This window comes from Pseudoalteromonas sp. TAE56 (assembly GCF_000497955.1).
Taxonomy (GTDB): Bacteria; Pseudomonadota; Gammaproteobacteria; order Enterobacterales; family Alteromonadaceae; genus Pseudoalteromonas.
Genome location: NZ_AUTN01000149.1, coordinates 18,955 through 31,134, shown reverse-complemented (window position 1 = coordinate 31,134; position 12,180 = coordinate 18,955). Strand labels below are relative to the sequence as shown.

Below are 12,180 nucleotides of genomic sequence, written 5' to 3'. Positions count from 1 at the left end.
ACATATTAAGCTTATAATTTACAGGGTTTTGACTTAGATTAAGCTTTAACATGTTTTAAATGTACCATAGGTGCTGTTTTTAGGTGGTTAAATACGCTTTTTAATACATCCTTTATAGTATAAAATACGCGCCCTGAGTGAATTTGGTTTACTCAACGTTATTTTTTTAAGTTTTAGGAGAGCCTGTGCTCAAATCTCGTATCAAATATAATACTGCGTCTTTCGTAACAAGCGCTCCCGACATTACTAAATTACCTGCTGATACGGGAATTGAAGTTGCGTTTGCCGGTCGCTCCAACGCAGGTAAGTCGAGTGCATTAAATGCATTAACCGATCAAAAACTAGCACGTACAAGTAAAACACCTGGACGTACTCAGCTAATCAATACATTTGATTTAGCTGATGTTGACGATATGCGCCTTATCGATTTACCAGGCTATGGTTTTGCTAAAGTACCAATCGAAATGAAAAAGAAATGGCAGAAGTCGTTAGGCGAATATCTACAAAAGCGTCAAAGCTTAAAAGGTATTGTTATTTTAATGGATATTCGTCATCCATTAAAAGATTTAGACCGCGATTTAATTAATTGGGCTATTGGCAGTGAAATTCCAGTATTGGCTCTATTAACTAAAGCCGACAAGCTAAAGCAAGGTCCTCGTAAATCACAAGTGCTGCAAGTTCGTCGTGAATTAAGTACGCTTGATGGGGATATTACAGTTCATGCATTTTCATCATTAAAAGGCACGGGTTTACCAGAAGTGGCTAAAAAACTAGATGAGTGGTTTTTAGGTCCTGTTATTGCTGTACCACCTACCGATGAAACAATCACAGACGAAGCTAACCCAGAAGCCTAAACGCTGGCGTTACGATAAATAAAACTGCTTTCCTGCAGATTTAATAAAATAGCCGAGCTTGTCAGTCTCGGCTTTTTCAGCCCACTGATAAAATACACTTCGCGTAACACGCGCACTACAGCCATAAGGTAGCTTTAAATAAGGTACTTTAGACCCTTTGTAATCTTTTATAACTAAGGGTTGCTGAGCGCTCACTAACCACTGCCTAGCTAAATTATCAATACAACACAACACCGGCCCTTGCGCTGTATTTTCAAAACGCCAATCAACAATAATAAACGGCGCATCATCAACCGTTATTGTTATTTTTTCGGCCGGTGTTTTTAAATAAAATAGCTCACCTTCTTTACATAAAACAGAAGCAAACAGCTTCACCATGGCTAGGCGTGTTATTTCGCTGCCATCGTAAAACCATTTCCCCTCATGATTAATGACAATTGGCAGTTCACCACAATGAGTTGGCTGCCAACTATCAAAAGGTTTGCTTGGCTCGCTTAATTGCTTGCTAAGCTCACTTAAAGAAATCACTGCTTTTTAAGTGTAATTGCAAAAGTAACAGGTACTGCTGTTGCAATTGAAGGTAAGCCCGCTAGCTCTTGCAGCTTTTTAACGCCTTCGGTTACACCAAAATCAGCACTATTAATAATAATAGGTGTTAATGATGATACCGTTAAATCACCACTTTGCGTGCTGCTAACGAGTACATCAATTGCCAATGGCTTTTTATTACCGTGAAAATCAAGCTCAGCTTTAATACCCTTCAATACATATTGACCAGGCTTTTTAATATTACTCAGCTCTTTAGTTAAATTTGCAGTTAAAATCGCGTTTGGAAATTTAGCTGCTTCAAACAAAAGTGCTGTTAAACGCTCATTACGAATAGGAATTAAAGTTTCAGCTGATGTTAAATCAACATTAACGCTAAACTCACCTTTATCAGAAAGCATACCTTCAAGGTTAGTAAAATGGTGAGCTTCAGCAATCGAATCTTTTTTAATTGAAACAAAACTTAGTTGGCTTTTATCATTCACTAGCTGCCAATTGGCCTGAGCAACATTAGAAATAACTAAACTTGATAAAGAAAAACCTGCAATAGCTAATGCTTTAAACATAACGCACTCCTTAGTAATAAAATGAAAAGAATAAAAATAATATCGCTTCGATGGTACCACCTGCGATGTACCCAAACCACCTCGAAATGACGAATGAATAATACAATTGGTATGGCGCAATAAAGAATTAATTAGATAGGATTTTCAGGCGTAAAACAAAAAACGGCCCACCAAACAAGTTGGTAGGCCGGTATAGCAAACTGGGGAGAAGCTATCAATTTGTTGCACCCTTTCAGATGCATCATCAACAGGATGTCCTACAGGATAGGACAGACGGGACTTTAACAAAAGCACGCATTAAAATACAATCATATTCCTGTAAAACAGCTCGAATTGACGAACATATAACTATTTAATACAAATAGTTGCTTAAATTAACCTTATTTTAACTAAAGCTTGCATATACCTGATTGAACCGTTGTTATTCGCCATTTTTATTAAACATAAAAAAAGCGCCAAAAGGCGCTTTAATTAAAATGCTTAAACTGCATTAATGGGCTTGTTCCCAGTTGTCACCTTCATCGGCTTCAACTATAAGTGGTACATCTAGCGCAGCAGCTTGCGACATTAGTTCACAAATATGTTTTGTGTATTGTTCTGCGCAGTCTGTTTTAATTTCAAATACTAATTCATCGTGTACTTGCATAAGTAGTTTAATTGTATTTGGTGCTTGTTCGTGTACCCAACGGTTAACGCTCAGCATTGCTTTTTTAATAATATCGGCGGCAGTACCTTGCATTGGTGCGTTTATAGCAGCACGTTCGGCTCCTTTCCTGCGCGCCCCATTACGTGCGTTTATTTCTGGTAAATGTAAACGTCGGCCAAATATTGTTTCAACGTAGCCATTTTCAGCTGCTTTTTCGCGTGTTGTTTCCATGTACTCTAATACACCAGGAAAACGCTCAAAATATTTATCTATATAATGCTGCGCCTCATGGCGTGGCACATCTAGTTGACGCGCTAAACCAAATGCCGACATACCATAAATCAAGCCAAAGTTTACTGCTTTCGCCTTACGGCGCATATCGGTAGTTACATCATCAAGCTCTACACCAAATACTTCAGCGGCAGTTGCACTATGTACATCTAAGCCGTTAGCAAATGCATTTAATAGACCTTTGTCTTGTGAAAGATGCGCCATAATACGCAGCTCAATTTGACTGTAATCGGCAGCGACAATTTTATAACCATCTGCAGCTATAAACGCTTCACGAATACGACGTCCTTCTTCTGAACGAATAGGAATATTTTGTAAATTAGGATCAGTTGAACTCAAGCGTCCCGTAGCTGTAATTGCCTGATGATAAGACGTATGTACACGCTGGGTTTTCTCATTGACCATTAATGGTAATTTATCGGTGTAAGTTGATTTGAGCTTTGATAAACCACGGTGCTCTATAATTACTTTAGGTAGCGGATAATCATGAGCAAGCTCCTGCAGTACTTCTTCTGCGGTAGAAGGTGCACCTTTAGGTGTTTTTTTAATAATAGGCAACCCAAGCTTTTCAAACAACAATACTTGTAGTTGTTTTGGAGAACTTAAATTAAATGGTTCGCCTGCTATTTCAAACGCCTCTTTTTCAAGCTCAATTAAACGCTCACCTAAGCGCTGGCTATGCGCTGCAAGCATATTGCTATCTATCGCAACACCGGTGCGTTCAATATCAGAAATCACACTAACTAGCGGCATTTCTATATCTTCAAATACCGATTTTAGCTTTTCATCAGCTTCAATTTTTGGCCAAAGCACTTCGTGTAAACGCAAAGTAATATCGGCATCTTCTGCGGCGTAAGGCGCTGCTTTTTCAAGTTCAATTTGGTTAAAGGTAAGTTGCTTTTTGCCTTTTCCAGCAATATCTTCAAAGCTAATATTTTTATGACCTAGGTATTTAAGTGCTAGCGAGTCCATATCGTGACGCGTGCCTACACTATTAAATACATACGACTCAAGCATGGTGTCAAACTTAATACCATTTAGCGCAAAGCCTGCATTCGCTAATACGCTTTTGTCATATTTGAGGTTTTGCCCTACTTTAGCTTTATTTTCATCTGCCAAAATTGGACCTAGCTTTTGCATTACAAATTCAAGGCTTAATTGCTCAGGCGCACCCGGGTAGTCATGCGCTATAGGTAAATACACAGCTTCGCCCGCTTTTACGGCAAAGCTCATACCCACCAATTGCGCTTTCATGTAATCAAGGCTGGTTGTTTCAGTATCAAATGCAAATAACTCAGCACTATTTAATTGCTCTATTAGCGTACCAAATTGCGCCTCAGTTAAAATAGTTTCGTAATGAGCGTCTTCTACTTTTGGTAATTCAGTCGCTTCGGTAGGTACCGCTAGGTGTGTTTCTGCATCTTTAGGATTATCAAGTAACTCAGCTAACCAACGACGGAATTCGCACTCACCATATAATACAATTAATTCGTCTTTGTTAGGCTCTTGAAGTTTGAATGTATCAAGGTCAGATTCCACTTCAACATCGCACTTAATTGTCGCAAGTTCGTAGCTCAAAGGAAGATGATCAAGCGCAATTGCTAACTTTTCACCTATTTTACCTTTAATCTCACTGGCATGATCCATCACACCTTGAAGAGAGCCATATTTTTCTAACCATTTAACCGCAGTTTTAGGTCCACAACCTTCAACACCGGGAATGTTATCGACCTTATCACCCATTAATGCTAAGTAATCGATAATAAGTTCAGGGCCTACACCAAACTTTTCAACCACAGTAACGGGATCTGAAATACTGTCGGTCATCGTGTTTATTAGCGTAACGTGTTCATTAACAAGCTGTGCCATGTCTTTATCGCCAGTAGAGACGAGTACATGTCTTTTTTGCTCTGATGCTATACGTGCAAATGTACCAATAACATCATCAGCTTCAACGCCTTCAATACTAATTAGCGGAAAGCCCATCGCTTTAATAATACTGTGTATAGGTGCTATTTGAGTGCGTAAGTCATCCGGCATAGGCGGACGATTTGCCTTATATTCGCTATACATATCGTTACGGAACGTTTTACCTTTAGCATCAAATATAACCACCATATGTGAGGGATCGTATTGTCTGATCAAGCTTTTAAGCATGTTGATCACGCCATAAATAGCGCCCGTAGCTTCACCTTTAGAATTAGTTAAATGCGGCGGAGAATGATAAGCACGAAATAAATATGACGAGCCATCAACTAAAATAAGTGGGTTTTCGGGGATCTGAGCCATGATGAATTTGGATCCTAAATGCAAAAAATTAAGGTAATTATAAGCATGCCATAAGGTAGTAAATAAAACGACTGTGAATTACTGCTTATCGTGTTATTAAAACTATAGCAAGCTGTGGATAAGTGTGTAGATAACAGCCACGAGCTATCCTTCCAAAGCATTGTAAAATGCCTAGAAAATACTTTAACTGTATGTTTTAATTTAAAAAAGATAATACGAGGTTCTTTTTTTATTATTTTAAACCAATGTGGAAAAAGGTTTTCTAACGACTGCTTGTGTTGTTATTCACTTTGATTATTCGCGTCCATTTAAATAACCGGAGGAGTATTCTAGCACAATGGATCGAAGATCATAGCGATCCTTTATAATTTTTTTAAAGGCAAAGTGATCGCAAATGGCATAAACCGCAAAACAACTTGCATAGAGAATGATTTTTGAACTAGAAATTTATTTTCGCGAGAAATTTTGAGCATGTTAGACTTCATCCGATCGACTTATAAAAAAGACTTTAGGGGCACAAAAGCATGAAAAACGTAGCGGTAATATTAGCAGGATGTGGTGTGTACGATGGTAGTGAAATTAATGAAGCAATTTTAACTTTATTACATATAGCCAAAAATGGCGCAACTTATCAGTGTTTTGCACCGGATATTGAACAACTTCATACCATTAACCATTTAACGGGCGAAGTAATGCCTGATAAACGTAATGTATTAACAGAAGCGGCTCGTATTGCACGGGGTGACATTAAATCGCTGCTTGAACTAAATGTAACTCAGTTTGACGCATTAATTGTACCTGGCGGTTTTGGCGCTGCAAAAAACTTATGTGACTTTGCAATTAAAGGCGTAAAAGCAAATATTAATAAAGACGTACTTGATGCTTGTAAATCATTTGCAAAAGAAAATAAGCCTGCTGGTTATATGTGTATTGCACCCGCTTTGATCCCATTTATTTACGATAACGCTGTACTTACTATCGGTAACGATGCAGAGACAGCACAAGCGCTAAGCACATTAGGCGCTAAACATATAAATTGTGCAGTAGATGATGTTGTTATTGATCAGCCAAATAAGCTAGTTACCACCCCTGCTTATATGCTTGCGCAATCAATTCTTGAAGCCGATGCAGGGATCGAAAAACTAGTTAGTAGCGTATTATCAATAAATTGATCTTAGGATCTAAAAAGTTAATTGTATGGCTGTTTGCAATTATTAAATTGCTTAACAAAAAACAGTAAATAATTAAATTTTATTGCGTTAACGCAAAAAGTAGTCAGTTTTATTAATAAAAACGCCTCTTAGCATTTTATAAATTGGCTCAGAGAGTTATAATCGGTTTAATTTCCGTCATCTTTAATCGTGATTGATCACGTTCAAATCGAAGTGAGCAAGGCAAAATGAAAAAATTAACAGCTGCAGCATTATTAATGCTAGCAACCACAGCATACGCACAGCCATATGATAACTCTATGACTGAAGATGCAATTAAAGCACGTCTCGCGCCGGTTGGTGCTGTATACCTTGAAGGCGATAAAGCTGCTGTAGCAGCGGCGCCTACTGGTCCTCGTTCTGGTGAGCAAGTGTATCAAGGTGCATGTTTTGCATGTCACGGTACTGGTGCACTAGGCGCGCCTAAATCGCCTGACGATTGGGCTCCACGTATAGCTAAAGGTAAAGACACATTACTTGAGCATGCACTAAATGGCTTTAATGCTATGCCTCCAAAAGGCACCTGTATGGATTGTTCTGATGATGAGATAAGCGCTGCTATCGACTTCATGACATCTAAGTAAATACAGCTGAAATACACAAAAAAGGTTTACTTCGGTAAGCCTTTTTTAATACCTAAAATAGTGTTTCTAGCCAGTATGGTAGTACGAATATCAACTTGACGATAAGCGCTAAAAGTGAAAGTATAAGGCTAATAACTATACAATAAAAATAGCCGGTTAGATCATTGGAAGATAAACACCCTGTATCGAGTAAATTAGCGTATCAAAATAAACGTCTTAAAGCGCTACTAAAAAAATACAAACAATCACATCACTTACAAAGTGCGCTGATCCAATTATCAGAGCAAGCTAGTACTGTTGCCGAGCTAACTCTATTATACCCTGCCATCCACGATATTTTACAAAAGTATGTACCGAGTAAAAGCTTTTATGTGGTGCTATTAAATCAACACAGTCAATCATTAGAGCTATCTTACTTCTCAGATGAGAAAGACGGTATTGCTGTTGCCCTTAATCAATCAAATAGCTTTGATGAAGGAGCAACTGGTTATGTGTTTAAGCAAGGTAAAACAACATGCTTTACGAAGAAGCAAATGCAAGACGCTGCAGCCGAAGGCTTATTTAAAGCATTAGGCACACCAGCAGAGCATTGGGTAGGCGTACCTGTTTACCAAGAACATAATATTATTGGTGTATTAGCAGCGCAAAGTTACGATACAAAACAAGGTTATAGTTCACAACAAATACAATTACTCGAGTTTATGTCGCTTTATTTAGCAACTGCAATAGAGCGTGTAAAAAAACGAGAGCTCCTTGAATCGGAAGTAAAGATTCGCACCCGAGCACTCACTCAAAGTAACGATGCATTGAACCTTGAAATAGAGCAACGTAAACGCGCACTTCAACGTCAACAAATTCTGTTCAAAATATCTGAAATAGCAACGCAAGCTAAAAATCTTGATGATGCTTACTTTCAGATACATCAAATAATAAAAACAATTACCTATGCAGAAAACTTATATATTGCACTTTATGATAAAGAGTCTGGCTGGATAAGCTTTCCTTATTGTGTTGATGAATTTAAAGAAAATACACAACCAAGACGCTTTGCTAAAGGTTATAGTGAATTGGTAATAAGCACTGAAGAAACGCAACTAATACACCCATGTAGGGCAAAAGAATTAATAGACAGCGGTGTAGTACAAAGAGCCAAGCCTGTACAAAAAGAGCAAATGGCCACCAGTTGGCTAGGCGCTCCACTTAAAACCGCTCAAGGTGTTATCGGCCTTATTGTTTGCCAAGCTTACGATAATAAACATATTTTCAGCCAAGATGATTGCGAGTTAATTACCTTTGTATCACATCAAATTGCAGCTGTTTTGCAGGCAAAGCTAGCCAATCAAGCGATTGCAAAAAGCCATCAAGAACTCGAATTTAGAGTAAACGAAAAAACCAAAGAATTGCGCCAAACTAACCTTCACTTACAAATGCAAATTGATGAGCGTAAAAAAATAGAGCAACAGCTTTATCATGATGCACACCATGATTCACTTACTAGCTTACCTAATCGTAGCCTATTTTTAACTCAGCTTGAAAAAACGCTACAACATTATCAACGTTTTCCTGAGCATCACTTTGCCGTTTTATTTATTGATTTAGATAAATTTAAAGATATTAATGACCAGTTGGGCCACCATGCTGGCGATCAGTTTTTAATTAATGTCAGTGAGTTATTCGCCCAATGTATCCGCGAACACGATTTACTAGCACGCTTAGGTGGCGATGAGTTTGTTATTTTATTAACGCATTTAACTGAGCCTCAACAAGCAGAAGATGTTGCAAATCGCATTATCGACTTAATGGAAAAGCCTTTTTGCCTTAAAGGGGAATATTTACAAAGTGGTGCAAGTATAGGGATAACCTATTCAAAGAAAAGCTATATGCATACGGATGAAATTATTCGTGATGCTGATGCCGCAATGTATCACGCTAAAAACTCAGGAAAAAATCGCTACGAGCTATTTCATCCGCTACTAACACAATCAATACCTGCGCAGGCTCTAAAAGCACAACATCACCTTGATATATTACCTATGAGCTTTAGAGGCTCAGAAATAATTACGCTTGATGAGCAGCATCAGTCTGAATCTTTATTTGAAGCATTTGGTGAACACCCAATACTTGGCTTTACTAGCTTTGATATTTTGAAAAAGTTTGCATCAGATAAAGAACAGCACCTCGAGATAGAGTTACAGTTATTACAACGCGCTTATGCACAAGCAATTACCGCAAATGTAACTATGGCGCTGGTTCCTTGTTCTGGTTTACTACTTGAGGAGCACGAATTTGTTTTATTTACAGATACGCTAAATAAACAACAAGGACATAGCCAGCTCTGTTTGCTATTTGATGAGCAAGAGATTCGCCATGCAAGTGCAACACAAATAGAAAACCTCAAAAAGCTGCCGCAACTAGGCTATTCGATTGGTTTAAACAATTTTGCTAAAGATAGATGCGAACTGAATTTACTAACCGATATTAACTTTGATTATCTGCTACTTAGCTCGACCTTTAGTAAACGTGTTTTACAACAAGAAAGTTACGATTTTCAGCTACAAGGTGTGCTAGCAATTACGAAGCTAAAAGCAATGAAAGTTATTGCTAAAGGGCCATCAATACTTAATTTTAGAGCTTTACTAGACAAGCACGGTTTGGCATTTTTTGTGGGAAAACAACACGCTCTAGTGTGTTCTGAGTTACCTGAAATACAAGCAACCCAGTCTTTATGAAATTAGCCTGAGGTATTACTCAGGCTTTTTAAACATTGCACGAAGGTTAGCGACCCTTGCTTGGCCTTTTTCCATTCGCTCTGCTTGCGTATTTGGCGCTTTTTTGTTTTCGAACGCGAGATCGTCCTGCGGTAATTCTTGTACAAATCGGCTTAACTCAGTTTGTGAGGTTTCACCAAATTGACGACGTATTTTTGCATAAGTAAGTGTTAACTCCTGCTGTGCACGAGTAATACCAACATAAGCTAACCGACGTTCTTCATCTACGTTATCTTCATCAATACTTACCTGATGCGGAAGTAAGCCCTCCTCCATACCCACCATAAATACGTACGGATACTCTAGGCCCTTTGATGCATGTAGTGTTGATAAGTGCACTGCATCGGTTTCATCTTCTTCTTCGTTGCGCTCTAGCATATCCCGAAGGGTTAGCTTGCTAACAACCTCAGCTAATGTCATTGGTTCGTTGTCGGCATCACCGGTCAACATATCGGTGATCCAGCGATACAATTCAGATACGTTTTTCATACGCATTTCAGCGGCTTTTGCGCTTGGTGACGACTCGTACAAATATGCCTCGTAATTAATGTTACGCACTAAGTCTTTAACAGCTTCGAGCGTATCACCACGTACTGCGTTATCAGATAGCTCAACAACCCAGCGTGCAAACCCAGCAAGCGCATTAAAGCCACGCCCTTTTAATCTATAACCTAAATCGTTATCAAAACAAGTAGCAAATAAGCTCACGTGTTTTTCGTTAGCGAGCGTTCCAAGCTTTTCAAGTGTGACCGTGCCTATTTCGCGTCGTGGTGTATTTACAATACGTAAAAATGCATTGTCATCATCTTGATTAACTAGCAAACGTAAATACGCCATAATATCTTTAATTTCTGAACGAGCGAAAAACGACATACCGCCACTAATTTTATAAGGGATACGGTTACTCATTAATGACTTTTCAAAGCCACGTGCTTGATGATTACCACGATATAAAATCGCGTAATCTTTATAGCTTGTGCGCTTCATAAACTTATGCGAAATTATTTCAGCAACTACGCGTTCAGATTCATGCTCTTCATCGCGGCACCCTATTACTTTAATCGGCTCACCATAACCTAGTTCACTAAATAACTTTTTTTCTATGTCATGTGGGTTATTCGCAATTAAAATGTTAGCCGCTTTTAGTATTCGTCCTGCACTTCGATAGTTTTGCTCAAGCTTTATAAGTCTAAGCCCTGGGTAGTCTTTACCTAATAACACTAAGTTTTGTGGGCGAGCACCACGCCATGAGTAAATTGATTGATCGTCATCACCTACCACAGTAAAACGGGCACGCTCGCCTACTAGCAATTTAACAAGTTGATATTGGCTTGTATTGGTATCTTGATACTCATCCACCAGCAAGTATTTAAAGCGTTGCTGCCAGCGCTCACGAGACGTGGCGTTATTAGTAAGTAACAAAGTAGGGATCATAATTAAATCATCAAAATCCAGTGCGTTATAAGCACGTAGCTGATTTTGATAGCGAGCATACAGCTGTGCAAACAATGCCTTTTGCGCATCACGCGCTTCGCGTATTGCTTGCTCTGGCAGTACTAATTCATTTTTCCAACTACCAATTTCCATTTTAAGTAGTTTGAGTAAGTCCTTGTCTTTTTTTAGCTCATCCTCGGTGAGTTCACTAAGAAGCTGATTAGTATCTTGATCATCAAATAACGAAAAGCCGGGTTTAAACCCTAATGTACTTAACTCTTTTTTTATTATTTCTAAACCAAGTGTATGAAACGTTGATACCCATAAACCTTTAGCGTCTTGTTTACCAAGCGTTTGCAGTACTCGCTCACGCATTTCTTTGGCTGCTTTATTGGTAAAAGTAACGGCGGCTATATTTCGCGCTTTGTACTCACATTTTTTCACTAAATAAGCGATTTTATTAGTAATAACACGGGTTTTACCAGAGCCTGCGCCCGCGAGTACTAAGCAGGGACCACTAATATATTTTACGGCTTCATCTTGTTTAGGATTGAGTTTCATAACGACCAAAGAAATTTAAAAGACGCACAATTTTAACGTAACCATAACTGCGAGCATAGCAATTGCCTTAATTAATTAAGGTAAAGATGATCATGTGTTAAATACCGTGGGTATAAGGTAATATTAGTTATTATTATTTTAGGCCGCATCGAAGGGACAATTATGATCAACCCAGCAAAACTTGAAGAAATTGCTAAGCAAATTACTAGCAATATGCCACAAGGTGTAAAAAACCTAGCAGACACACTCGAAGGTAAAACAAAGCAAGTTTTACAAAACAAGCTTGCTGAGATGGACTTTGTGAGCCGTGAAGAATTTGATGTGCAAAGCCAAGTACTTATTCGTACTCGCGAAAAGTTAACTGAGCTTGAAGCTAAAGTTGCCTTACTTGAGCAACAACTTAGCACTAAAACTGACGCTGAATAATTAT

The 12,180-nt window shown here is 38.5% G+C and carries 9 protein-coding genes; 5 read left to right on the top strand and 4 right to left on the bottom strand.

Features of this window, described 5'->3' with window-relative positions:
• Nucleotides 1-185: 185 nt before the first annotated feature.
• Entirely contained in the window at nucleotides 186-854 is a 669-nt protein-coding gene (gene yihA / locus L656_RS0119195) for a ribosome biogenesis GTP-binding protein YihA/YsxC (protein WP_024600404.1), read from the top strand.
• A gap of 9 nt (nucleotides 855-863) precedes the next feature.
• On the opposite strand, the gene L656_RS0119190 is transcribed toward yihA, so the two are convergent.
• The 3 genes from L656_RS0119190 to polA all read right to left on the bottom strand — a co-directional run bounded on the left by L656_RS0119190 (nucleotide 864) and on the right by polA (nucleotide 5,192).
• The gene (locus tag L656_RS0119190; RefSeq protein WP_024600403.1) at nucleotides 864-1,382 is read right to left on the bottom strand and encodes a DUF1285 domain-containing protein; all 519 of its coding nucleotides are present in this window, start codon (nucleotides 1,380-1,382) and stop codon (nucleotides 864-866) included.
• Nucleotides 1,379-1,966, bottom strand: a complete 588-nt coding sequence (locus tag L656_RS0119185; protein ID WP_024600402.1) for a YceI family protein — start codon at nucleotides 1,964-1,966, stop codon at nucleotides 1,379-1,381. Before L656_RS0119185 ends, L656_RS0119190 begins: the two co-directional genes overlap by 4 nt.
• Nucleotides 1,967-2,456: 490 nt before the next feature.
• Complete coding sequence (polA, locus tag L656_RS0119175) at nucleotides 2,457-5,192, bottom strand: DNA polymerase I (RefSeq protein ID WP_024600401.1); 2,736 nt, start codon at nucleotides 5,190-5,192, stop codon at nucleotides 2,457-2,459.
• A 524-nt stretch (nucleotides 5,193-5,716) separates the two neighbouring features.
• Between polA and elbB the strand changes: the two genes are divergently transcribed.
• From elbB to L656_RS0119160, 3 genes are all read left to right on the top strand, one after another.
• Nucleotides 5,717-6,364: an isoprenoid biosynthesis glyoxalase ElbB gene (gene elbB, locus L656_RS0119170; RefSeq protein WP_024600400.1), complete on the top strand. Its 648-nt coding sequence runs from the start codon at nucleotides 5,717-5,719 to the stop codon at nucleotides 6,362-6,364.
• A gap of 227 nt (nucleotides 6,365-6,591) precedes the next feature.
• Nucleotides 6,592-6,987 carry a c-type cytochrome gene (locus tag L656_RS0119165; protein ID WP_007582093.1) on the top strand — a complete coding sequence of 132 codons (396 nt, stop codon included), beginning with the start codon at nucleotides 6,592-6,594 and terminating at the stop codon, nucleotides 6,985-6,987.
• A gap of 164 nt (nucleotides 6,988-7,151) precedes the next feature.
• Nucleotides 7,152-9,716, top strand: a complete 2,565-nt coding sequence (locus tag L656_RS0119160) for a sensor domain-containing diguanylate cyclase (protein WP_024600399.1) — start codon at nucleotides 7,152-7,154, stop codon at nucleotides 9,714-9,716.
• Between the two features lie 15 nt (nucleotides 9,717-9,731).
• On the opposite strand, the gene rep is transcribed toward L656_RS0119160, so the two are convergent.
• Nucleotides 9,732-11,750 (bottom strand): DNA helicase Rep, encoded by a 2,019-nt coding sequence (rep, locus tag L656_RS0119155; RefSeq protein ID WP_010553826.1) that lies wholly within the window; start codon nucleotides 11,748-11,750, stop codon nucleotides 9,732-9,734.
• Nucleotides 11,751-11,912: 162 nt separating this feature from the next.
• Here rep and ubiK point away from each other — a divergent pair, with 162 nt between their 5' ends.
• On the top strand, nucleotides 11,913-12,176 hold the full coding sequence (gene ubiK / locus L656_RS0119150; RefSeq protein ID WP_024600398.1) for a ubiquinone biosynthesis accessory factor UbiK: 264 nt from the start codon (nucleotides 11,913-11,915) through the stop codon (nucleotides 12,174-12,176).
• The last annotated feature ends 4 nt before the right edge of the window (nucleotides 12,177-12,180 follow it).

Bases quoted from the DNA above. Each gene is read 5' to 3' on its own strand.
- L656_RS0119185 (WP_024600402.1), bottom strand. From the start codon at position 1,966: ATGTTTAAAGCATTAGCTATTGCAGGTTTTTCTTTATCAAGTTTAGTT.
- polA (WP_024600401.1), bottom strand. From the start codon at position 5,192: ATGGCTCAGATCCCCGAAAACCCACTTATTTTAGTTGATGGCTCGTCA.
- elbB (WP_024600400.1), top strand. From the start codon at position 5,717: ATGAAAAACGTAGCGGTAATATTAGCAGGATGTGGTGTGTACGATGGT.
- L656_RS0119165 (WP_007582093.1), top strand. From the start codon at position 6,592: ATGAAAAAATTAACAGCTGCAGCATTATTAATGCTAGCAACCACAGCA.
- rep (WP_010553826.1), bottom strand. From the start codon at position 11,750: ATGAAACTCAATCCTAAACAAGATGAAGCCGTAAAATATATTAGTGGT.
- ubiK (WP_024600398.1), top strand. From the start codon at position 11,913: ATGATCAACCCAGCAAAACTTGAAGAAATTGCTAAGCAAATTACTAGC.